Annotated in this window: 21 protein-coding genes; 7 read left to right on the top strand and 14 right to left on the bottom strand. The window is 27.3% G+C overall.

All coding sequences use genetic code 11. From position 1 onward, the window contains the following. The first annotated feature begins 168 nt into the window (after positions 1 to 168). From EG57_RS0206990 to EG57_RS0206975, 4 genes are read left to right on the top strand one after another with little or no spacing between them, the layout of a single operon-like run. On the top strand, positions 169 to 5,031 hold the full coding sequence (locus EG57_RS0206990; RefSeq protein WP_032076521.1) for a nucleotidyl transferase family protein: 4,863 nt from the start codon (positions 169 to 171) through the stop codon (positions 5,029 to 5,031). 31 nt (positions 5,032 to 5,062) lie between these two features. Further along, entirely contained in the window at positions 5,063 to 6,304 is a 1,242-nt protein-coding gene (locus EG57_RS0206985; RefSeq protein WP_032076520.1) for a Rossmann-fold NAD(P)-binding domain-containing protein, read from the top strand. A 28-nt stretch (positions 6,305 to 6,332) separates the two neighbouring features. Beyond that, complete coding sequence (locus EG57_RS0206980) at positions 6,333 to 7,391, top strand: flavodoxin family protein (protein WP_032076519.1); 1,059 nt, start codon at positions 6,333 to 6,335, stop codon at positions 7,389 to 7,391. Positions 7,392 to 7,429: 38 nt separating this feature from the next. Then, positions 7,430 to 8,269: a PHP domain-containing protein gene (locus tag EG57_RS0206975; protein WP_032076518.1), complete on the top strand. Its 840-nt coding sequence runs from the start codon at positions 7,430 to 7,432 to the stop codon at positions 8,267 to 8,269. A 34-nt stretch (positions 8,270 to 8,303) separates the two neighbouring features. On the opposite strand, the gene EG57_RS0206970 is transcribed toward EG57_RS0206975, so the two are convergent. The 8 genes from EG57_RS0206970 to glpX form a co-directional block, all read right to left on the bottom strand. Then, positions 8,304 to 8,528 (bottom strand): phage holin family protein, encoded by a 225-nt coding sequence (locus EG57_RS0206970; RefSeq protein ID WP_032076517.1) that lies wholly within the window; start codon positions 8,526 to 8,528, stop codon positions 8,304 to 8,306. A gap of 59 nt (positions 8,529 to 8,587) precedes the next feature. Next, positions 8,588 to 9,397 carry a hypothetical protein gene (locus EG57_RS25380; protein ID WP_052037768.1) on the bottom strand — a complete coding sequence of 270 codons (810 nt, stop codon included), beginning with the start codon at positions 9,395 to 9,397 and terminating at the stop codon, positions 8,588 to 8,590. Positions 9,398 to 9,560: 163 nt separating this feature from the next. Further along, positions 9,561 to 10,961 carry an aminopeptidase gene (locus EG57_RS0206960; protein WP_032076516.1) on the bottom strand — a complete coding sequence of 467 codons (1,401 nt, stop codon included), beginning with the start codon at positions 10,959 to 10,961 and terminating at the stop codon, positions 9,561 to 9,563. A 198-nt stretch (positions 10,962 to 11,159) separates the two neighbouring features. Then, the gene (locus EG57_RS0206955; protein WP_032076515.1) at positions 11,160 to 12,098 is read right to left on the bottom strand and encodes a magnesium transporter CorA family protein; all 939 of its coding nucleotides are present in this window, start codon (positions 12,096 to 12,098) and stop codon (positions 11,160 to 11,162) included. 132 nt (positions 12,099 to 12,230) lie between these two features. Further along, the gene (locus tag EG57_RS0206950; RefSeq protein WP_032076514.1) at positions 12,231 to 12,779 is read right to left on the bottom strand and encodes a 5-formyltetrahydrofolate cyclo-ligase; all 549 of its coding nucleotides are present in this window, start codon (positions 12,777 to 12,779) and stop codon (positions 12,231 to 12,233) included. After that, positions 12,769 to 13,698 (bottom strand): HPr(Ser) kinase/phosphatase, encoded by a 930-nt coding sequence (gene hprK, locus EG57_RS0206945; protein WP_032076513.1) that lies wholly within the window; start codon positions 13,696 to 13,698, stop codon positions 12,769 to 12,771. Before hprK ends, EG57_RS0206950 begins: the two co-directional genes overlap by 11 nt. A gap of 19 nt (positions 13,699 to 13,717) precedes the next feature. Then, on the bottom strand, positions 13,718 to 13,906 hold the full coding sequence (locus EG57_RS0206940; protein WP_032076512.1) for a DUF896 domain-containing protein: 189 nt from the start codon (positions 13,904 to 13,906) through the stop codon (positions 13,718 to 13,720). Between the two features lie 382 nt (positions 13,907 to 14,288). Then, complete coding sequence (gene glpX / locus EG57_RS0206935) at positions 14,289 to 15,275, bottom strand: class II fructose-bisphosphatase (RefSeq protein WP_032076511.1); 987 nt, start codon at positions 15,273 to 15,275, stop codon at positions 14,289 to 14,291. 513 nt (positions 15,276 to 15,788) lie between these two features. Between glpX and EG57_RS0206930 the strand changes: the two genes are divergently transcribed. Beyond that, positions 15,789 to 15,968 (top strand): aspartyl-phosphate phosphatase Spo0E family protein, encoded by a 180-nt coding sequence (locus EG57_RS0206930; protein WP_032076510.1) that lies wholly within the window; start codon positions 15,789 to 15,791, stop codon positions 15,966 to 15,968. 61 nt (positions 15,969 to 16,029) lie between these two features. Here the strand turns inward: EG57_RS0206930 and EG57_RS0206925 are convergent, their stop codons facing one another. Beyond that, on the bottom strand, positions 16,030 to 16,593 hold the full coding sequence (locus EG57_RS0206925; RefSeq protein ID WP_242859820.1) for a flavodoxin family protein: 564 nt from the start codon (positions 16,591 to 16,593) through the stop codon (positions 16,030 to 16,032). A gap of 35 nt (positions 16,594 to 16,628) precedes the next feature. Next, the gene (locus EG57_RS0206920) at positions 16,629 to 17,027 is read right to left on the bottom strand and encodes a hypothetical protein (RefSeq protein WP_032076508.1); all 399 of its coding nucleotides are present in this window, start codon (positions 17,025 to 17,027) and stop codon (positions 16,629 to 16,631) included. Positions 17,028 to 17,264: 237 nt separating this feature from the next. Between EG57_RS0206920 and rocF the strand changes: the two genes are divergently transcribed. Then, positions 17,265 to 18,164, top strand: a complete 900-nt coding sequence (rocF, locus tag EG57_RS0206915) for an arginase (protein ID WP_032076507.1) — start codon at positions 17,265 to 17,267, stop codon at positions 18,162 to 18,164. 63 nt (positions 18,165 to 18,227) lie between these two features. Here the strand turns inward: rocF and EG57_RS0206910 are convergent, their stop codons facing one another. Both EG57_RS0206910 and helD read right to left on the bottom strand, forming a co-directional pair. Continuing rightward, complete coding sequence (locus tag EG57_RS0206910; RefSeq protein WP_032076506.1) at positions 18,228 to 19,403, bottom strand: FprA family A-type flavoprotein; 1,176 nt, start codon at positions 19,401 to 19,403, stop codon at positions 18,228 to 18,230. A 100-nt stretch (positions 19,404 to 19,503) separates the two neighbouring features. Next, complete coding sequence (gene helD, locus EG57_RS0206905; RefSeq protein WP_032076505.1) at positions 19,504 to 21,795, bottom strand: RNA polymerase recycling motor HelD; 2,292 nt, start codon at positions 21,793 to 21,795, stop codon at positions 19,504 to 19,506. A 210-nt stretch (positions 21,796 to 22,005) separates the two neighbouring features. On the opposite strand from helD, the gene EG57_RS0206900 reads away from it, so the two are divergent. Further along, positions 22,006 to 23,541, top strand: coding sequence for an Ig-like domain-containing protein (locus EG57_RS0206900; RefSeq protein WP_032076504.1), 1,536 nt, complete (start codon positions 22,006 to 22,008; stop codon positions 23,539 to 23,541). A 66-nt stretch (positions 23,542 to 23,607) separates the two neighbouring features. Here EG57_RS0206900 and EG57_RS0206895 read toward each other — a convergent pair whose 3' ends face one another. Beyond that, positions 23,608 to 23,898: a DUF503 domain-containing protein gene (locus EG57_RS0206895; RefSeq protein ID WP_029160043.1), complete on the bottom strand. Its 291-nt coding sequence runs from the start codon at positions 23,896 to 23,898 to the stop codon at positions 23,608 to 23,610. A gap of 22 nt (positions 23,899 to 23,920) precedes the next feature. Continuing rightward, complete coding sequence (locus EG57_RS0206890; protein ID WP_032076503.1) at positions 23,921 to 24,823, bottom strand: 3'-5' exoribonuclease YhaM family protein; 903 nt, start codon at positions 24,821 to 24,823, stop codon at positions 23,921 to 23,923. Positions 24,824 to 25,300 lie beyond the last annotated feature (477 nt).

Below are 25,300 nucleotides of genomic sequence, written 5' to 3'. Positions count from 1 at the left end.
ATTTAATTAACATAATATTTAATATGTTAATATATGTTTCTATTTTTAGCCTTAAAAGTATTTATAATGAATTTTAATAAATTTAATTTATTTTTAATACAAAAATGTTTTGAAAAAAGTCCTCATAAAGTATATAATCTTTGTAAGAAATTCTTTGAGGAGGTTCATATGATTACTTTATCTTACGGTCAAGTATACAGCAAAATAATTAGAAAACTTTCAATTATAAAATGGCTTCAAAAATGGAATATAGATAAAACCTTTATAGATAAACATATTAAAACCAAAGAATTTATTGATCAATTAAAAACTATTATAGAAACTGAAGACTTTTCTGCTAAATCAACTTTAAATTTGTGTAAAAATATACTTGAAGAAATGGCTGGTGATAAGTCCCCTTCTAATTGGATTGATTACATATATCAATATACTCTTAATAAAACCTTTCCAGAAACCGTTTCTATAAATCTTATAGATGAATTAAATTCTTCTTGTGAGGTTTATTTAAGAATCTTTAGAGTTATATGTGAAACTCAAAAAAGTTCTAAGGATGATAGTTGGCAAAGTATTTATCCAATGAATTTTTTAACTTTGGAAGAAGAAAATGAATTAGAATATCCTGAAGAATATAGAAAATTTATTAAAGCTTTCAAAGATGACTTTATTTATGAAATGATGAAAATAAATGGAGAAATAACAGGATTTAATACCTTGGATCATGTATGTGGAGTTCATTATCTTTCTCTTTTCATAGCTCGTCAACTAAAAATTATAGGAATGCCTGTGGACTTAGGAAGGGTTTCAGGTGCTGCAGCTGGTCATGACATAGGAAAATACGGATGTAAAGGTGCTGAACTCAAACGTGTTCCTCATCTTCATTATTACTATACTGACCAATGGTTTCAAAAATATAGCATAAATTACATAAGAAATATAGCAATAAATCATTCTACATGGGATTTAGAGCTTGAAAATTTATCTTTGGAATCTTTACTTTTAATATATTCCGATTTTAGAGTTAAAAATGAATTTAACAATAACATTCCAAACATGAAACTTTTTTCTCTTGAAAACGCCTTTTTTGTAATCTTAGATAAACTAGAAAATGTAGATGATGATAAATGTAAACGATACAAAAAAGTTTATTCTAAGTTAAAGGATTTTGAAGACTTTATATTAAGCCTAGGAGTTGATATAGAACCTAAGAAAAACTTTAACATTACAAAAAAAGAAAAGCAAAATTATGCTCTTCTTCAAGGAGATGATATAGTTCAAAATTTAAAATATTTAGCTGTAAAACATAATATTAATCTTATGCATCATCTTCGTGACGAATATTCTCTTGATATCATATTGGAATTAGCTCGTAGTGAAATTGATTGGAAAAATTTAAGAGAATATATAAGAATTTTTCAAGAATACTCCACTTATCTTACTCAAAAGCAAAAAATACAAACCATTAAGTTTTTATACGAAAACTTAATACATCCTGAAGATGATATAAGAAGGCATTGTGCTGAATTAATTGGAAATCTTATAGCCCTTTTTGATGAAGATTATAGAAAGGAAATTCCTGAAAATGTACAATTTCGTTATGGCTCAATAAGCAGTATTGATTTATTAAATGAATACTTAAGTCTTATGCTATGCCCAGGTCATAAAATCATTCCTTTACATAGGTTTAATATTGGATACAGTATTAGCATAATGGTTAATTCATTATTCATAAACTGTAAAAAGTCATTTATTAACCATTATAAAAAGGCTATATTAGAATTTTATAAAAATGATACTTATAAAAGTACAGATTGTGAATTATTTTTGCTTGAAACCACAAAATGTATACCAATAAGTGATGATAATGATAATATAGAAATAATTTTTAATTATATTTTTTCTAAAATTAAGAAAAGAAATAGTACCTTAAGATTAGAATCTTTAGAAACTATTTTATGTCTTATAGAAAAACTACCAAAGAATAGTCCCCTTATAAAAAAAATAAGTGAATATTTTTCTGTTATAAATACTAAAAGTAAAATACCTGCTGAAAATTTACTTTTACTTAAAATAAGCACCGCATTAAATTTATATAATAATATAACTTTATTTAAACATTATTGTGAAATTAACAACAAAACAGTTACAGATATATTCTTAAACAATTTGAAAACCGCTACAGATTGGATTAGAAAGAGAAATCACGTAGAACTTCTTTTGCGCCATGCACTTAAAGCTCCTCAATCCAGCAGACTTCATACTGCTATACATTTTTGTAATTTATTAAAAGTAAGTGCAATCGAAAGTGTACGAAATTGTGCAGGAAGTGCTATTTTAGAAATTATGCCCTATTTAACTTTAGCTGAAAGAAATGAAGTTGCTGTAGAATTAATAAGAGCTCTTGAAATAGAAGGTAATAAATTTACAGAATATATACCAAGATATACAGGTCAATCTATTTTATGGCTTCAACCTAAAGAATTAGATGAAATCATAGATGATTGTATGATTAAAGTTAAAAGTTCTAATTCTAATTTAAAATCTCTTATATTAAAAACTGTTGGTATATCTATATCAAATTATGCTATTTACAAAAATCGCTTTTATGAAAATGAAACTTTCTATTATGAAAGATTGAATAAAATGCTTGGAATTCTTTTAAATGGACTTGGAAATTATGACCCACAGGTCAAACAATCTGCATTTAGTGTTATAGGTAAATATATTTTTGGAAGTTCTTTTATGAATCTAGAAAAAAAAGAATTCATATTTAAGCTCATTGCTAAAAAAGTTCTTACTTTAATCACAGGTAATGATAGACATGAATTATTGTTTTTAACAAGATCAGCCAGCTTAAATCATATTTATAGGTTTATATCTGACTTTACTTTCTCTAAGGGAAGTATAAATATACCTATTCCACCTAAAGTAGCATTTTTCCCTGGGACTTTTGATCCTTTTTCCTTAAGCCACATGGAAATAGCAAAGCATATAAGAGATTTAGGATTTGAAGTGTATTTAGCCGTAGATGAATTTTCTTGGTCTAAAAAAACACTTCCAAGTCTTTTAAGAGGAAACTTAGTTAATATTTCTATATCATCTGAATTGAATATATATATGTACCCAGATATATATCCTACTAATATATCAAATACTGACAATTTAAAAGTTTTAAAGGATAATTTTCCAGACTCCAAGGTATATGTATGTATAGGTAGCGATGTATTACTTAATGCTTCAAGTTACAAACTTCCTAAAACAGAAAACTCAATACAAACTTTTTCTCATATAATATTTGAAAGAGGAAAAAGTTCAAAATTTAATGATGCAATAAAAAACATAGAAGGCGATGTATTAGTTCTAACTCTTTCTTCTAAGTATTCAGAAATAAGTTCTACCCAGATACGAAATTATATTGATGAAAATAGAGACATATCCAGTCTTGTAGACCCTATGTCTGAACAATATATATATAGTAATGGCTTTTATCAAAGAGAATCTCAGGATAAATCTTCAATTAAATCATTATGGTTGGACGCTGAAACCATAGAAGAATTTAATGATGATATAATTAATAAACTATGCAGTTACACTCTTAATACGGATAGTACATTCAAAAAAATGTTAATGAATATAATTCTTAAGCCATCTGCTAAAATAGTACTTCTTAAAAATACTGTTACGGGAGAAATACTTGGTTTTTCAATTGTTCATTGGATTCGATCTGCTATGCTTTATGACGAATTTAAAAATTCTCAAGTATCTCAATATATACGTGAAAAAAGCTCAGGCAGAATTATTTTAATCAGCGGCATATTTATAAATAATTTTGATAAAAACAAACAGCTAGAACAAACTCTTTTAACTCAAACTCTATCTTCATGTATAGCTGAAGATTATGAATATGCTATTTACAAAAATATGTTTAATAAAGAGCTTGCTTCAGAAAATATTTATAATTTACTAAAACATTATGGATTTGTAAAAGTTCCATTTTGTGATGATGCCAATCCTGTTTATGCTGTAAATATGAGTAACCCTTGTATATTAAACTTAGATATACAAAATATAATAAAAAGTCCTTTTAGAACTAATCCTAAAGTTAGAAATGTACTTAATCAATCACGAAAGAAGCTTATGGAATCTATAACAAAGCTTTATCCTGGAGAATTAGTTCTCCCCTTCGATGTAAATTTTGTATATCAGTGTATGATAAGAAAAATATGTAAAGAAAATTTAGTACCTACAGAAAATTTAGTACCAAGAAAACTTGGTGATGCTATGTGTGTTCCTTATGGTGATATACTTGAAAGATATGTTATACCTAATACAGTTACTAAAGCTCTTCATACAGAAAAGTTATTTTATCCTGATATGAAAAATTTTAATATTGGAGAGTTTCCTCATTATTTAAACTTAAAAACACAGGTAAAAATGATTAAATCCTTTAAAAAGCCAGTAATATTAGTTGATAATCTACTACATAAAGGATACAGAATCAAAGCTTTAGATCCAATTTTTAAAGGTGAAGATGTAAAGGTTAAAAAGATTATTGTAGGTGTATTATCTGGTAGAGGAAAAGATCTTATGGATATGCAAAGTAGAGATGTTGAAAGCGTTTATTTTATACCAAGACTAAAATTATGGTTTAGCGAAAATTCCTTGTATCCATTTATAGGTGGAGATGCATTATGGCGTGGAGTTTATCCTGAAAGAAACCTTCTTCCATCTATAAATTTAATATTACCATACACTTATCCTACATTTATAAGGAATACTTCAAAATCCGCTATATTCAATTTATCTAAAACTTCTATCGAAAATTCTATTTCAATACTTGAAGTTTTAGAAGACGAATATCATATTTTGCATGAAAAGAACTTAACTTTATCTTCTTTAGGTCAGGTTATTACTACCCCTAGATGTCCTGATCATGGTGCAAATATAGACTATAATTTAAATTTAAGTCCTTCAAGCTACTTGAAAAATGATTTAGAGTTATTACTTAGAATGAATCTTGCTTTTGATGATTAAATTGTAATACATCTAAAAAGGAGTGTTTTTAATGAATACTAATTTTTTTTATTATATTTTAGATAATAAATTACTTATATCAAATGAACCTTACAACTTGAATGAAGTTTCTGAAGATTATGCATATAACTATAGAGGTGTTATGTTTGCCTTAAATAAATTGGATACTAACAAATCTCGAAGAAATTTTTGTGTTAGTTCTGAAGAAAATTTATTTATAAAAGAGGAAAATTTAAATTTGCTTAAAAATACTAATTGCGGCATCTCAAATTTGCCATTCTTCATTCAAAATGCTATTAAAGAAAAAAGAATCATATCATTAAATACAAATTATGATAATTGGCAGGAAAGTCTAAATGAATCCTTTCCTGTTATGGATAAAAATCAACATTTTAAAAAATGGAATGTAACAATAGTAGGTTTAGGTGATGTAGGAGGAACCTTAATTACAGGACTGCGACTTTTAGGAGGAAATTGTATATCTCAAATTAATGTATATGATAAAGATGAAAATAAAATTAAGAGATGGTGTTTTGAATGCAATCAAATACTCTCTCCTGATCCAACAATATTCTACCCTCCTGTAGTTCCAGCAGATGAAAAAGATTTATTCAACTGCAACATGTTTATTTTCTGTGTTTCTGTAGGTGTACCTGAAGTTGGTAAAGAACTTTCTGATGTGCGCTTAATCCAATTTGATGGTAATTCAAAAATAGTTAGATATTATGCTAAACTAGCTAAAGAAAAGAATTTCAAAGGAATTTTTTCTGTTGTATCTGACCCTGTAGATCTACTTTGCAAAGAAGTATTAAATGAACATCTTTTGCCTGAACAAATTAGAGGATATGGACTGGGCGTTATGAATGCTAGAGCTTCATATTATGCTTCACAAAGAAATGACTGCCTTCAATATTTGAAAGAAGGAAGATCCTTTGGTCCTCATGGAGAACATCTTATTATTGCAGATAGTATAGATAATTATAATGAAGAAATTTCTAAATATCTCACTGAAAAAACAATAAAATCTAATTTAGAAGTTCGTTCCTTAGGTTTTAAACCTTATATAGCCCCTGCATTATCTTCTGGTGCTCTTTCAATTATTGCTACTATCAAAAGTGATTGGCATTATAGTGCTACTTTCTTAGGAGGAGCTTTTATGGGATGTCGAAATCGATTATTAGCTTCTGGTATAGAACTTGAAACTTATAAAAATATGCCTTCTAAGCTTTTTAGCAAACTTGAAAATACTTATAACAAATTGTTGTCTTTCTAATTTTCTTACTGATTGAGGAGGTTTAATTATGGAGACTTTATATGTTATATCACCAAATGATGATTTGTCAGATAGACTTAAACTTATGACTCAAAACTTTATAAAAAACTTTCACTCTATCAAGTATATAAAAAATTTTGCACATCCAACAAATTTAAAAAATAAAAAATTATTATTTTTACTTGAGTTAGATTCCAATGGCTTTGACTTACCTATGCTTAAATTTTTAAAAGAACTAAATCTTAATGATAAAAATGCTTTTGAAAATTGCATAGGTGCTCTACTTATAAACAGTGATTCAGAACTAGGAACCAAAAGATCTGCTCAAGATATTATCTTTATTTCCAATAACCTAGGATGCAAATTTCTAGGTCATCCTATAATTGAAGCTACTAAAAGCTTAAAAAACTTTTTAAATTGGCAAAGAAACCTAAACATACCTCTAGAACAAATTTGCTTAAAGTTATCCTATGACCTTGGTAAAAGACTCTCAGAATATGAAAATGCCATACCCTTAACAGAACGCAAGAAAAAAATCACAGTTTTATACTCCTCTACTCATAAATTTTCTAACACTTTAGATTTATGGCATATGATATCCCAATACTTAGACAATTTCGTAATAAAAGAAATACACATTGAAAATGGTAAAATACTTGATTGTAAAGGTTGTTCTTATAAATTATGTTTGCATTATGGTAATCAAAACAAATGTTTTTATGGTGGATTTATGGTAGACAATGTAATTCCAGCTATAGAAGAAGCTGATGGAATCGTATGGCTTTGTCCTAATTATAATGATGCTATTGCTGCTAATTTAACTGCAGTTATAAATAGAATTACAGTACTTTATAATAAAATGAGTTTCCATAATAAATCTATGTTTGGCATAATTGTATCTGGAAATTCTGGCAGTGATTCTGTAGCTAAGCAACTCATTGGTGCCTTAAATATAAATAAAGGATTTATGCTACCTGCCCATGCCATAATCACTGAAACTGCTAATAATCCAAAAGCTATATTTAAAGTAGAAAATATAACTTATAAGGCAGAAAACTTTGCAAAACACATAATTAACGGAGTATAATGATATATACAGTAAATTTTAACAAGTAGGTGATTTCATTGTACAAAAAAGGAGATTTTCATTTACACACTACAGCTTCTGATGGGAAATTTTCTCCTAAAGAGTTAGTTAACATGGCTTCAAAAGAAAATATAGATATAATGTCCATTACAGATCATGATACTATATCTGGAGTCCTTGAAGCAGTAGTTGAAGGTAAAAAGCTTGGAATTAAGGTAATACCTGGATTAGAATTGTCAACTTTATATTATAAAGAAAACATTCATATTTTAGGCTACTTTAATGACATTACACAAATAGACTATAAATTAAAAGATTATTTAAAAGATATGAATGAGTATAGAACTTATAGAGGTAAAAAAATAGTTGAGAATTTAGATAAATTTTTCAATATAAAATTAAATTATGAAAAAATATTAGATCATGCTGAAGGTATTATAGCAAGACCTCATATTGCTAAAGCAATAATAGGTGCTGGTTATAATTACAAATGGGATTACATTTTTAAAAATTTTATAGGGGAAAATAGCCCTGCTTATGTAGCAAATAAAAAACTGAGTACTGAGGAAGGAATAAAAATTTTAAGAGAACATAATGCTTTAGTAGTACTTGCTCATCCTATTTTAATAAAAAATATAGATGTTGCAGAACTTTTAAATATGCCTTTTGATGGAATTGAAGCTATTTATTCTATGAATGAACCAAATGACACAAAAAATTTTAAAGCTTTAGCTAAAAAATATAATAAAATAATTACAGCTGGTTCTGATTTTCATGGTATGACTAAGGAAGATTCAAAACATGCTTTAAGAATAGGTCAAGTTTTTTTAGAAGAAAAAGATATTAAAATTTTTTTAGAAAAACTCAAAAAATTTTAATAAGCATATTGCGAAGCAAAGCTTCGCAATATGCTTATTTATTGTCCTTATTTTCTTCAGTTTTCTTATCATCAAGATATCCCTTAGACTCAGTTTGAGGGTTGCTCAAAATTCCTGCCGTTACTAGTATTGCAAGCAATGCATTTACTACATCACCATAATTTTTAGGAAGAATATCCATACCAAAACTATTTAAGAGTAACGGAATAAATGCTGCTATAGAAACCCACAAACCATAATTCTTAAATCTATTATTCATAACAAAATCCCTCCCAATGCATTGTATTCATTAGAAAAAGCTTTTGTTACTAATTTGTATCAATACAATTTTTCTTTTACTATTTTAATTTTTTCTAATCTTGATGTAAACATTTCTATTTCAGATTGTTTATCAATTTTATCCTCCCACGAATTTTTAAATATTTCTATAACCTTATTTATTACTCTAATCTCATCATCATATTTTTGTTGTTTTTCATATAACTCCATTAATCTTTCATATGGAACTATTCCTGTAAATCCTTCTTTAATATTTAATTCATACAAATCTATAGCACTATTTATATTACCTTTGTTTTCAAATTCTCTAGCCTTAAGATTTCTTCCAATTTGTTTATTAAGTAAAATATCTTTGTATTCTAAAACTAAGAATTTTTTTTTATTTGAACTTCTATTTTTTACATTATTTATATCTTCTTCTAATTCAAATATTAATTCATTATCAAGTATACTTTTAGCCTTCTTTAAATATTTTTCTGCCTTGTCTATTTTTGATACTTGTAAACTGTGTACTGAAGCTGATATATACATCTTCTGCCTGCCACTTTTACTTATAAACATATATAATATTGGAATAATAGTAATAATTAAAAATATAGGATTAACAAGTCCCAAAAACAATAAAATACATATTGCAATCGTTAATAAAATATGTCCCTTCCTTGCATCTATAACGTTTTCTCCAAATTTATTTTTTTTTGGTTCAGAGCTCCTAATTATACCATTTTTTTTATTCGTTTTAAATTTACTATGCTTGGCATCTTTAGAAATACTTATTCCATTGTTTTTGTTAAAATTAATTACAATATCCTTACCTATTTTAATAGTCTTTTTAAAATTTAATCCCATATTTTATCACCTCTCACAATAATTATACCATATTATTCCAAGACAAAAATATGCTACTTTTTCTTTTATTTTTTTGTATATGGATAACGCACCTAAATGTTAAATTTGGAGCCTAACATTTAGGTGCGTTTTAATTTTTAACTTTTTTTACTTATGTCCATTTTTATGCTTCTAATAAAAATGAATGATAAGCACGCATTGTCTCATATATATCTGCTTTACTTGCTATTTCCCATGGGGAATGCATATTCAGAAGTGCAACTCCACAATCTATAACTTCCATATTATATTGAGCAAGTATATATGCTATAGTTCCACCGCCACCTTGATCAACTTTTCCAAGTTCTGCTGTCTGCCATGAAACATTATGCTTTTCCATTATAGCTCTTATTTGTGCTATATACTCTGGATTAGCATCATTACATCCTGATTTGCCTCTTGCTCCAGTATATTTATTAAATACTATACCTTTGCCGAAATAAGCACAATTTTTCTTTTCCATAGTTGATGGATAATTAGGATCAAAAGCTGCACCTACATCGGAAGATAACATTTTGGAATTAGTAAGAGCTCTTCTTAATTTTAACTCTGTATAATCTCCACAAAGGTTCATAACCTCAGCTACAGTATTTTCAAAAAATCTTGAATGCATACCAGTTGAACCTACACTACCTATCTCTTCTTTATCTACAAAAAGCGCTACGCAAGTTTTATCACTTTTTTCTACTTTAAGCATAGCTTCAAAAGAAGTATATGAACATATTCTATCATCATGTCCATAAGCCATAACCATACTTCTATCCAAACCGTAATCTCTAGCTTTTCCAGCTGGAACTATTTCAAGCTCAGCAGAAACAAAATCTTCTTCAACAATACTATATTTTTCATTCAATATGTTCAATATGTTTCGTTTGACTCTATCCTTAGCTTCCTTATCTTCAATTGGCATACTTCCAATTAATACATTTAAATCTTCGCCTTCAATTACCTTGTTTGCCTTTTTTTCCATTTGTTCAGAAGCTAAATGAATTAAAAGGTCTGAAACGCCTAATACAGGATCATTATCATCTTCTCCAATTGATACATTTACTTTTGTGCCATCCTTTTTTATAATAACACCATGTATAGCTAAAGGAAGTGTAACCCATTGATATTTTTTTATTCCACCATAATAATGAGTTTCAAATAAAGCCATATCAGTATCTTCATACAAAGGATTTTGTTTTAAGTCTAGTCTTGGCGAATCCACATGAGCACCTAATATTCTCATGCCATCCTCAAATTTGTTACTTCCTATAACAAATAATGCTAGTCCTTTTCCTTTATTATTTGCATATACCTTATCTCCTGACTTCAAGGTTCCATTTTTTGATACAACATCCTCTAAATTTTTAAAACCTGCTTCTTCTGCTCTAATTATGAATTCTTCTACACATTCCCTTTCTGTTTTACATTTTGACATAAAAGTTTTATACTTATCAGATAAATGAAATACATCCTTCAAATCATCTTTAGAATATTTATCCCAAGCATATTCATATTTTTTTATTAAGTCCTTGTTCATAACTAAAATCCCCTCTCGATATATAACATCCAAGGAACATTGTTCCTTATAACAATCATATTTATACATTATACTAATTTAAAAAGCTTTCTTAATACATTTTACCATAAAATTTAGAATAATGGCTAAAATAAATCACATTTTTAAAAATATTACTCAATATACTAATTTATTGAAACTTGCTAAATTATTTTGTTACTAAAGCCATTTTTTCTTCTTAAAAATTCCCACAAGTATTAAAGCTATGATTAACATTATTCCTGCCATACAATGATAACCATTTTCCATTTTTTCAAAAGGAATTCCCTTCATATTCATGCCATGCATGCTAGTTATTAAATTTAAAGGTAAAAATATTGTGGCTATAATAGTAAATACTTTCATAAGTTCATTTGTCTTATTTGCAATTTCAGATTCAAAGGCCTCTCTCACTAAAGCTAAATCTTGAACTAAACTTTCTAGTGCCATCATTAATTTATCTATTTTTCTATTTAAATTTATAAAATATATAATATTTTCCTTTTCCAATACCATATTATCATTACTAACCAAACTATCTCCTATATATCTTAATGGACTTAGGTATTTCCTTATTTTATATACCTGTCGCCTGAGATTTATAAGATTATCTATTTGTTCATGTTTAGGTTCCTTCAAAATACTTATTTCTATTTCATCCACTTGAGCTTCTAAGGCAGCTATAATGTCGTAATTTTTAACTATTATTCTATCTAGAATATAATAGAGCAGTATACAAACTTTAGGCTTTTCTTTTATTACAAAACAATTCTTAGAGTCCTTAATATCTTCAATAAACTCTTCTATTATATCTATATCTTCTTTAAAAACAGTTATTATGTAATCTTTGCTTAAAAAAATATTTAATTCTTTTGAATTAATTATTTCATTACAATAATTTAGTACATTTAAATTCATAAAAATGTATCCATCAAAAAAGCTTATTTTAGATGGATGTGCAAACTTACTACATTCTTCTATGCTTTCTTCATCTAACAAAATAAAATTTCTAAGTTTCCTTAATTCATCCGCTTTTATTAAAATCCAATAGTGATTCATACCTAATTGTAAAGTTTCTTTAATTTCTTTAAAGTTATTAGTTATATCAAATACTTTCATAAACACACCAACTCATTTAGTAAACTTAATGGAAAGTTAAATTATCTATAGATTTTTAAAGAAATGAAAATTGAGAACCATTAAATTAATTCTCAATTTTCATTTCAAACATCTATTTATAGTTTGTGTGCTTTAATCTGTAATTATTCCATCAATAAAAATATCGTGTTCTTCCATTGGCACTTCAGGAAATACTTGAAATTTATAGGCTAATCCTATTTTTTTAGAATTCTTTCTTGTTTTTAACAAAAATCTATCGTAAAAACCACCACCATAACCTACTCTGCCACCTCTTCTATCGAATGCTAAACCTGGTAAATATGATACATCTATATTCTTTTCTTCGATCTTTAATTCACTATCATCAGGTTCTAAAATGCCATAAGCACCTTCTTTTAAATCCTCAAAGCTTTTTATCTGTACAATATCCATACCCTCTTCTTTAGATATTATTTTAGGAACACATAAAATTTTCTTATCTCTTAAAGCCTGCTTTATAATCTTGTGTGTATCTACTTCATTATTATAGCTTACAAATATAAATATTGTGTGTGAATTTTTATAAGCATAGCTATTTATTACTTTATCAAATATTATATTATCTAAATTTTGTCTTTCACCTTTGGAGAGAACATCTTTTCTTTCTTGTACTAATCTCCTTATGGATTTTTTACTTTCCACCTGATTCCCTTCCTTCAGCTTCTTCATTAATTCTCTGATTTATTATATCTACAGGAGTAATATTTGAAATAAAGCTGTATCTAAAGTTTGCTGCTGCTGCTTCTATTATTACAGCTATATTTCTTCCTGGTCTAATTGGAATTGTCAATTTTTTTAAAGGTACGTTTAGTATATTAACATATTCATTGTCAATTCCTAGTCTATCATAATTTTCACCTTCCTTCCATTGTTCTATGTATACAACAAGGTTAATCTTTCTTATTTTTAGTATAGAACTTATTCCATATAAAGCTGGTATATCAATTATACCCATTCCTCTTACTTCAATCATACCTGAAGTTATGTATGGAGATGTACCAAATAATTCCCCATCAATTTCTTTGATGTCAACAGCATCATCAGCAACCAATCTATGACCTCGCTTAATAAGTTCAAGAGCTGTTTCACTTTTACCAATACCACTTTCTCCAGTAATCAGAATACCTATACCATATACATCTACAAGTACACCATGTAATCTAGTTTCTGGTGCTAATTTATCATCTAAATAATTCATTAGCTTACTTACAAACCTTGTAGAAATAGTATTTGTCCTTAATATCCACCTTTTATTTTCTATAGCACTATCCATAAATTCCTTATGAGGTATCAATCCTCTTGTTACTATAGTACATGGATTATCAAATTCAAAATATTTCTTTAATCTCTTTTTCCTTAATTCTGGCTGCATTGCATCTAAAAAACTCCATTCAGCTTTTCCAACTACTTGTATTCTTTCATTAGCATAATAACTATAAAATCCTGCAAATTGAAGTCCAGGTCTATTTATATCACTTATATTTATTTTATTAATTCTTTCACCTTTATTTACAACCTCAAGGTTAAAATCCTTTATTAGTTCTTTTACTGTTACTTGCATTTTTTTATGTTAACTCCTCTCAGTTCAATTTTTCATTAGATGGAACCCTTTTTATGCCATCTAGTTGAGCTTTAAAATTTCTTTTAATTGAATCAATATAAACTTGTCTTAATTCTTTTTGTTTAATTTTTTCTTCTTCTGTAAGTCCTTCATTCTGACTTTTTTTGTATAAAAAATTTATTTGTTCTATTACTTCATCCATTTTCATTTTATTCACTCCTGCTAAATTACTTATTCTCATTCTATATTATACTAAAATTTATCTAACTTATAAATAAAATAAATATTAAAACTTATTTAACTATAAATTAAATATGAAAATTCAAAAAAATACAAAATACATAAAAATATTTTATTGAATAATTATTCAATAAAATATTTACCATCATAAAAAAAGAACGATAAGTCAGATTTAAATCATCTCATACTTATCATACTTAACTTATCATTCACATTTAAAATTTATTTTATTCAATGGCTATCATTGCTAATACCCCATCTTCTTCAAGTTGGAGATAAGCACTGCTACGCACCTGGATGAGTCCTTCTAAAACTCAGAGGTATTCCTAACAAGAAAACTCAACCTAAGTCTAAGAATCACTTGATCTTACAACTAAACTACTTCTCTTTAAATCATGATGAGCTTCTATAAATCTTATAGTACCTGTTTTTGATCTCATGACTACGCTATGAGTAGTTGCCCAATCATTTTTAGGAAATACTACTCCTCTTAATAAATCACAATCAGTTATACCTGTAGCAGCAAAATAAACTTCATCATCCTTAACAAGATCATTTATAAGTAAAACTTTATTTAAATCACTTATGCCCATACTTTTACATCTTTCTCTTTCTTTGTCTGTATGTGGTTCCAATTTAGCCTGCATATCTCCACCCATACATTTTATAGCTGCTGCTGCAATAACTCCTTCTGGTGCTCCACCTGTACCCATAAATATATCTACTCCTGTATTTTCAAAGCCACAAGCAAGCACTGCAGCAACATCGCCTTCACCAAAAAGTTTAACTCTAGCCCCTACTTCTCTAGCTGCTTGAACAATATAATCATGTCTTTCCCTTTCTTGAACAATTACAGTCATTTCTGTTATATCCTTATTCAATACTTTTGACACATTTATTATATTTTCTTTAGGACTTTTATTTATGTCTATAGCACCTTTTGCTCCTGGTCCAACTGCTATTTTTTTCATATACATATCAGGTGCATGAAATAAACTCCCATTTGGTCCCATAGCAACTACTGATATAGCATTAGGTAATCCTTTAGCTATTAAAACAGTACCATCTAATGGATCAACAGCTATATCCATTTCAGGCATATCAGCATTTCCTACACCTACTGATTGTCCTATGTATAGCATTGGAGCATTATCCAATTCTCCTTCTCCTATTACTACAGTTCCTCTAACAGGCATCATAGCAAATGCCTTTTCCATACCATCTACTGCAGCTTGATCTGCTGCTATTTTATCTCCTCTACCCATAAATTTTGAAGAGCAAAGCGCTGCAGCTTCTGTAACTCTAGCTAATCCCATTGCAATGTCCGTATTAAGCATATATTTTACCTCCGATTTATCTTATATTAAGTATATTAATTATCATTATAATTGAATATGCTGTATATTAATTATAAATATTAATGTATTAACATATATTATTTTATATTTTTGAACATTATAGTTAAATATTATATCACATTTATTAAATAAAACAAGTTTAAGCTTTTATTATGTGTACTAATTATTTGTATACATAATTTTAGTCTTCATTAAAATTTTCACTAAAATTTCACTATAAATTAAAAAACTTTTAGACAGTATTCCCTTTTTACATTTTTTTACAACCATTCTATTCAAACGTTCTTCGGACATATTTTCATGTTTTGCACATTTTTTCCACAATATAATCCACATGTTATCTACAGATATAATGTTAACTTATGTAATTTGATGTATGTATTTGGCTTACAAAACCTCTGCATTAATAGATATAATCTGTTAAAATGTAATAGTGCTGTTAATTAACATATACTTGTAAGTATAAATTATAATTATGGGGTAATATTAATTATGAATATTGATTTAAAAATTTTAGATCTGGAAATTAATTATTTAAAGGAAACTTTATATATGTTATTAAACTGTAAAGAAATTACGAATACAGATGTAATTGAGTGCAGTGAAGAGTTGGATAAGCTTATTTTAGAATATGAAAAAATAACAAAATCAAATAAATTCTCAATTCAATAATTTATAAGATGAAAAGCCAATCAAAAAAAACCTACAGAATCATATTCTGCAGGCTTTACACCTAAATTTTTATACTTTTGCCTATTTCAAATGCTTTTCTTTTAATTTCTTCATTTTTTTCTATAGGGATGTTGTCAGTATTTATCGCATATATTCTATGAGAAAATTCCGAACCTGTTATGGAAAAAAATTGTTTTATTGCATATTCTATTGGCTCAAAAATATTTTCCATATTAGATCCTGCAGTCATAATGAGAACTCCAACTTTTTTATTTAAAGGTATCTTAAAATCCTTTCTTATAAATTTCCCACTCCAGTTTACCTGTAGTCTATCTATAACTACCTTTAGGGGTGCTGGCACAAATGAAAAATATACAGGAGAAGCTATAACTATATTATCACTATTTTCTATTTTTTTATAAATATCTGTCATATCATCCTTTAATGCACATTCCTTATGTTCATGACAATATTTACAATCAATGCAAGGTTTTACATTTATATTATATACATCAATAATCTCAACTTCACCTGAAATACCCTTTAAAAAATGATTTAAAAGTACTGCAGTATTACCATTTTTATGCGGTGATGCAATAAAAGCCAAAGTTTTCAACAATATCACCTGTCCTTTAAATTCAAGTTAGGATTTTATTTTAATTAATCTTCTAATTTATCTAAGATTTTATCTAAATCTACATCTTTACCTTTTTCATAAAAGGCTGCTACAAATTCATTATAATCATAATCTTCTTTATCTATTTCATAAGTAGTATATTGTGCTTCTAGATTTATTTCTTCCATAAGATTCTCTATTATTTCTCCAGCATTATCCACTGATAAATCACTTAAATAAGGGAGAAAATAATTATAATACCATTTATCACTTTCTGCTTCTTCTCCACTCTCATCATTTGCATATGCTTTTGCAGCACTAAGTTCCTCATCATCAAAATCATAGAAAAACCTTAATACTATTGCTTCATCATTGCAGCTTAGCTCCTGTATATCATTTAAACCATTTTTAATTAAGTATTGAACTATTTTTTCTTTATCCATAATAACATCTCCTTAATATTTAGAATATAATTCTAGTGTAACCATTTTATCATATGTTAAATATTTTATCTATTATAAAGACTTAATAAATTTATGAATATTTTTTATAAAAATTAATATTTATAACATTACAGAATATTTTTAATACACTGTCTTTTTCAAAACTATTTTCTATTTTTTTTTATTAGTATATAATCAAGTATCATACGACATAATTCATATATGGAGGTAATTTTAATGAATATTAGTTTAATTGGTGTGCCAATATTTTTTGGTTCTGACAAAAAAGGTGTAGAATTTGGTCCTGACAAACTTAGAGAAAAAGGTATTATAGATATTTTAACCAGAAATAATCATACCGTATATGATTGTGGAAATCTCTACGTTGAAAATATAAATGAAGAACAAAAATTTAATTTTCATCCTACTATGAAATATTTAAAACCCATCCTGGATGTGAATAAAAATTTAGCTCATCAAGTTTATAGCGCACTTACTTCTGACAGCTTTCCTTTGGTTATTGGCGGAGATCATTCATTAGGTCTTGGAAGTATATCAGGTGCTAGTAAGTATGCTAGTGATACTGCAGTTATCTGGATTGATGCTCATGGTGATATAAATACGCATGAAACTAGTATGACTGGTAATATACATGGTATGCCACTTGCTGCAGCTATGGGCGTAGGATTTAATGAACTTACAGACTTATACTATAAGGGTACAAAAGTGGACTCTAAAAATGTATTCATTATAGGAGCAAGAGACTTAGATGAAGGTGAAAAAGCTTTAATAAAAAGTAAAAGTCTCAATGTTTACTCTACTGAAGATGTAAAAAATATGGGTATGGAAAGAATATCAGAGGAAGTACATTCTAAAATTAAAAAAAATGGAATTAAAAGAATCCATTTAAGCTTTGATATAGACTGCCTTGATCCTAGTTTAGTACCTGGTACAGGTACTCCTGTTAAAAATGGAATGAGTTTAGATCATGCTAAGTACCTTTTAAAATATCTAATGGAAACTAAGCTTGTAAAGTCAATGGACTTTGTAGAGTTAAATCCTGTTTTGGATGAAAATGACCGCACTGCAGATATGTGCATAGATCTTTTAGATTGGACATTTAAGTATTTAAAGTAATTAAATACTTAAATAAAAAAATTAAACTAACAGCAGCTAAGCTATTAGTTTAATTTTTTATTTTTATTTCAATATTGTCATAAATTTATCTACAAATTCATCAATCTTTTTAAATTCATCTTCACTTGGAACAAATTTAAATCTAGCTCCTTCTTGGACTACATTAAACTTCAATGACTTTAATCTTTCAGTCATCATAGGAACACCTTCTCCGCTCCATCCATAGGATCCAAATGCTCCTGCTGCTTTTCCTCTATTAGTAATAGCACATACTAAGGATAATACATCCCATACAGGTTTAACAGCATCCTGATTTATAGTTGGTGAACCCATTAATATTCCATTAGATTTTTCTATTAAAGCTATTACATCATTAATGTCCATAGAAGTTATTTCATGAGCTTCTGCTTTAACTCCCTTGTCATTTATTTTCTCTGCTATATAATTTGCAACTTTTTCTGTATTTCCATAAGCTGATACATAAAATATTTGCACATTCTTTTCATTAGATTTTTCTACTTGCGCCCAAGTTTTATAAAGTTCAACATATTTTTGTACATCATCTATATGCACTGGTCCATGGCTTGGCGCTACTAGATCTATATTCAAATCCTTTATTCTATCAAGACCCATAAGTACAAATCTTTTAAATGGCCCCATTATCACATCAAAATAATATTTCATTTCATCAAAATAGTCATCTGAACAATTATCAGTTATAGAATTTTTAGGACAATAATGACATCCAAGGAAATCACAAGTAAATAACACTTGTTGATTTTCTGCATAAGTAAACATAGTGTCAGGCCAATGTAAATTTGGTGCACTTATAAACTTAAGATTAGTTTTTCCAAGACTTAATTCATTTGGCGCAACCTGATTTTTAAATTTCATGTTAGCTATTTCTTCAGCATACATTATAGCAGCTTTAGAAGCTATGACAGTAGCTTCTGGATAAAATTTAAGTAATTTAGCTAAAGATCCACTGTGATCTAGTTCTGTATGTTGAACAATTACATAATCAACCTTTCTGTCTCCAATTATACTTTTTATATTTGAAAGGAATTCATCAAAATACCCATCCTTTACAGTGTCAACTACTGCTACTTTATCATCGTCTATTAAATAAGAATTATATGTAGTTCCCTTTTTAGTTTCCATTATTATGTCAAATACTCTTAATTCGGGATTATTCACTCCAACCCAATAAATATTATCTTTTAATTTTACAGTACTCATATAATATCCCCTCCATTTTTTAATTTGACTTTTGTTATTTCTTATTCTACCATAAAACGAAAATTTTTCAATACTAATAATCATTATTTTTTAAAAAACATTATTCGATAAGCTCAGATATAGATTTATTATAAAAAACATACTGTAAATGCAGTGCTCTAGTAAGACAAACATATAATATTTTTTTGTCTAATTCATTGTCCTTATAGTTATCCTTATTACAATTATATATAATACTACAATCAAATTCTAAACCTTTTGTCATATAAGAAGGTACTATTATTTTCTCCAATTTTAAATTTTTATCTGTTTCCTTAACAAGCTCCCATTTGTAATTACTGTATTTTTTTAAATGCTCTTTTATCTTTTTACATTCTTCGTAAGTTCTTCCTATAACCGCTACAGTTTTTTTATCCATAGCTTTTACTTCTTCAACTATAGAATCCAATTTTTCTGCAAACTCTCTATTATTACTAAACTCAATAACTTCTGGAGATTTACCATGCCTTAAAACAGGCATAGCAGGTTTTAACTTATTTTTTTGTTTCTTAAGCACTTTATTTGCAAATTCTATTATTTCTACTGTAGAACGATAACTTTGAGTGAGTTGCACATAAGTGGCTTTATCTTTAAATACCTCCTCTACTAAGCCTTCCCATCTTTCTATACCTTTATAATAATATATTCCCTGTCCTATATCCCCTACTATTGTTAAAGAATTATTTGAAACTATTTCATTTATTACAGCTATTTGAAACATACTATAATCCTGTGCTTCATCTATAACTATATGTTTATATTTATATTTTCCCGGTACACCTTCTATTTTAAATTTTAAATACATCATAGCTGCCAAATCATCGCTATCAAAAATATCATTTTCAAAATTATAATTTAATTCTTTTTTTATGTACAAAGCAAGTTTTTTAGGTATTTTATCCTTAATGACTTCATTGAAAATTTCTTCTTTATTAAATAAGTCAAAATAAAATCTTTTAGTATCTGTTATTTTCCACTTATTAAAATAATCTTCAAAATTTTTAATACTTGCTTGCTTTATTTGCACTTTCTTATTATCTCTTTCATCATATAATTCTATTAGTTTTTTTCTTCTTGCAGGGCCATCCTCTGTAGTTTTCTTTACTCTTGCTATCATATATTCGTAAGAAAAATCTATTTTATCCAGTACGTTTCTTATTTTTTCATCTATTTTTAATGTAAAATATCTTTTAATTTCATCTTTTCTATTATTTAAAGATAAATTTACCATATCCTTAGAATATAATCTTTTTATTTCTTTTTTATCAAAAAGTAAGTAACTTTCAACCCTTATATCCTCTATGTCTAAATCTTTTAACTCTACATACTCTATATATTTATCCATAAGCAGCTTATATTCCATTGTACCTTTAATGTTACTGCTTTTAGTCATATACTTTAAATTCTCACTATCTTTTGCTTCTAATATATCAGAAAGCTTTTTATCCTTTGTAATTAGTTTTCCTTTAAGTTTCAGCACTTCAAGAGCTATTTCTTCAAAAGTAATCTGTTTAACAGTATTTATTCCAAGATCAGGTAAAACTTCTGATATATAATCTAAAAATAACTTATTAGGAGCTACAACTAAAATATCTTCTCCTTTAAGTTTTCCATTATATTTATATATTAAATAAGCTAATCTATGAAGTGCTACTGTAGTCTTTCCTGATCCAGCTGAACCTTGAACTATAAGTGCTGTATTCTTTTCGGCTCTTATTATATCATTTTGCTCCTTTTGTATGGTGGCAACAACATCTTTTAATTTATTGCTTACACTTTGCTCTAAATTAATTTTTAAATATTCATCCATTAGAACATTTTCTCCACCACCTGCTGATCTTAAAATTATTTCATTTATGCCTTCATCAAAAGCATTTATAAGTTTACCTTCTTTAATTAAAAACTTTCTCTTGAGAGTTAATTCACCACTGATTATTCCCATAGGTGCTCTATAAAAAACTTCTCCATAGGTTCCACTATAATATAAATCCGCTATTGGTGATCTCCAGTCTATAACTTTTTCATCACCAGTTGTCATATCCATAAGTCCAAATTTTCCTATATAAAAAATCTCATTATCCCTTTTATATTCTCTAAAATCTATTCTTCCGAAGTATGGTTGACTTTTAGCTTCATTATATTTTTCTAAATTTTTATGTGTTATTTTATATAACTTTTCCTTTGTTTCTAATTCTTCATTATATTTACCCTTAGATTGTTTTCTAAGACCCTCTATCCTCTTTTTTAGTTCATCATCATTTTCTTTAATTTTTATTTCTTCATTATGGATCCAATCTTCCATTTCATTTAAATTATTTTTTTCAAATATAATATCTTCATCATTTAAAGCCATTAGAACACCCCCAAATATATATACAAAAATTAATTTTATATTTAAGCATATGATATGTCAAGTATATCAATATGCTAATGGAAAATTTTTACTTGATAAACACATGAATTAGATGGTATATTTTATATGCATTATTATATTACTCTTATTATAAAAATTGTAAACTAAAGTAATATTCTAAAATTTAAATAATAGAAAGAAGAGAGACAGTTGATTAAAACATTAAAAAAACTTTTAATATTTACAGGCATTATTATGACATATCAATTAAATTCTCATAATACAGTACTAGCTTACAATGTGCCTTCTATATCTAAAGCTCAAATCATTTCAACTAATGATAAAAATACTACTAAATCTCAAGAAGATTTACCTAAAGCTTCAACAACACAAGATACCTCTAAAACGCCAATACAAAAAAATATATCTAATTCTTCAAATATTGAAAACACTTTTGCTTTTTCAACAGCTAATGTAGATAAAATTAACAATGTACCTTTAGATAAAATTTGGACGATACAATTTAATCAACCTATAAATTTATCTTCTGCTGAAAGCAGTATAAAAATTATAGACAAAAAAAGCAATACAGAAGTGCCCTTAAATATATCACTTACAAAAAACAACTTTTGTGTAACTATATCAACTGTATCCCAATATAATTCTAATAATGATTATTTATTAAACATTGACAATACTTTGATTTCCACAAACAATAAACACTTAGAAACTCCTTTCAGTATGAATTTTAAAACTGCTTCAAAATCAGCTTCTATAGATAAAATAACCTCAGTGGATAATATAGATGTATCTATAAATCAAGGCGATAGCTATAAATTGCCAGATACAGTAACTGCTGTTATGTCTTCTGGAAGTAAAAATCAGGTAAAAGTTATTTGGGACAAGCCTTTTGATTCCTCTAGTATTCCAGGGAACTACATTTTTGAAGGAACAATTGAAGGATATAATAAAAAAGTAATTTTGAGTTTGCTTGTAAATGCTCCTAATAAAAATAATCTATCTAGCATTAGCACTACTTCTGCATGGATATGGCAGCTTCAAAACTTAGTAGATAAATATGGTAGCATAGATAATTTAATATCAAAATTAAAATCTTTAGGTATAAACAATGTTTGTATTAAGTATCATGAAGGTTCAAGTCCTACTGGAGGCGGCATGAATTTTAAAGATGATTTTTTGAAATATGAAAATAATTTCAAACAAGCAGGATTTAAAGTAGGTACTTGGGGATTTAATCACTTTACTAATGTTGAAGCTGAAGCCAATCTAATAATTGATGCTATTAATCATAGTGATTATTATGTTCTTGATGTAGAAGATGCTGTAATTGGCAAAACTTCTGAATCTGAACAAGTATGCAGTATTGTTAGAAACAAATGTCCAAATGCTATTATTGGTTATACTTCTTACCCTATAGCAAGTTATCATCAAGATATACCATATTCAGTTTTCAATAAGTATTGCGATTTTTCAGCACCTCAATGCTACTGGGGCGAAATGAAATGGCCAATAAAAAAATGTATGGACAAAATGATTCAAGACTATAAAAATTATAATCTAGCCAAGCCTATATATCCTCTAATACAAACCTATGATGTAAATTATAGTGATTATGCTGACTATGCAGCATATAAATTCAAATGTTCTGGATTATGGTCTTTCGATGAATTAGGTTCTACATGTCTAGACTTTTTAAAATGTGAAGGAATCAAATTGAATAACTAAATTTTATAACAAAATAGAAAACAGATTGTCTAATTATATATTATGGACAATCTGTTTTTTTGTTTTTTACACGCCTTCAATATTTTCTCTTTGAATATCTATTACTTCTGCATCAGTATTACATTCTATAAAAGTTATAATATTTTCCATTGTAGAGTCTGCTTGTGAGGAGCTTCCGCATATTCCTGCAATACCTATTACTATCATTTGATGAATATCCTGTTCATCAACTTCTGCCACTGATATATTGAATTTATTCTTTAACCTTTGAATAATGCTTTTTACAATCATTCTCTTTTCTTTTAAAGAATGTACCCAGGATGCTCTCAAAGTAATTTTTATAAGTAAAATCTTCACGTATCTTCACCATCTCTTTTTTCTATAAATACAATTTTGTTTCAATTCTTCTATCATAATCTGACCAATTATTAGGTTCTGTTTTATCTTTTATTTGAGAAATCTTATTCATAGTGGCATCTATTGAATCAGCATAATTAACTATAAATGACTCTTCCATTTTCATTGTTCTTGGAGAACCAAATTCAAGCTTTCCATGATGCTGAACAATGCACCCCTTTACTCTTGTGATAAAATCCTCTGAATAAAGTTCAGGTTTTTCTCTAATTGCTTTATTTATTAATTCCACTCCAATTACAATATGTCCTTCCATTTCTCCTCTGGTAGTATATTTAAAAGGTCCATCATAATATAATTCATAAACTTTTCCAATATCATGAAGCTTTGCTGAAAGTACAGCTATTTCTGTTTTCCTTGATCCATATCTTTCACAAAGTATAGCTGTTAGATACATAACATTTAATGTATGTTCTGCAAGTCCACCTAAATAGTTATGATGCATGGAAACTCCACCTATTCCATTTTTGAATTTATTCAAAAACTCTTCATTCTTAAAAAAATAGTCATTCAAAGCCCTAGCTTCCTTTGAAACGATATATTTGTTAGTGTATAGTTCAATTTCATCCATAATTTCTTTAATAGGTCTCTTTACTGTGGGAAGATAATCTGAAATATTGTACTCCGAAATCATTTCATAGTTTTTAATATCTAGATTTCCATCCTTTATCCCTTCAATTTCTAGTACTATTCCTTCTGTTATATCATTACTTCTATTTGGCAAATTAGCTTTTATTTCTCCACTTTTATCTGCCAATATGCATACTATTTTATCACTATCTCTAAATATTACTTTCATTACCATTAATGATGTTTTTATGATACTACTGCTTTTCATATCATTTAAAAAATTATATTTTTTAATCATACCTTTTCCTCCAAATTAAGCATATTAAATAAGTATTAAAAACAAAAATCTCATTTTAAAAAATTAACTTATTTGCTTTTAAACATGTTGTAAATTTAGTATATGTAAAAAATTTATTTATACTTATAATCGTATTTTATCATAAAATTTCTCACATTAATTAATTGAACTTAACCATTTTATAAAAAAGTTTTTATTAACACCAATATTAACAATTTTCATTATCAATTAATAATAGAACCCATATAAAATATTTTTCAGAAACACCTTTACATTTTCTCAATCTTAGTATATTATAATAGCACACTTAATATTATCAATTGATAATATTCATTACAAATATTTATGTTTAAGGAGGATTTATATGGGCATTTTTTCTTTTTTCTCAAGAAGTTCAAGCAGACATCATCGCAATACTGATCATGGCAGCGATTATTACAAAAGAAAGCATCACAAAAAATCTGACTTCTTTAGTTC

Origin of the sequence: Clostridium drakei (assembly GCF_000633595.2) — a bacterium.
GTDB lineage: Bacteria > Bacillota > Clostridia > Clostridiales > Clostridiaceae > Clostridium_AM > Clostridium_AM drakei.
This window is presented reverse-complemented; position numbering and strand designations above follow the sequence as displayed.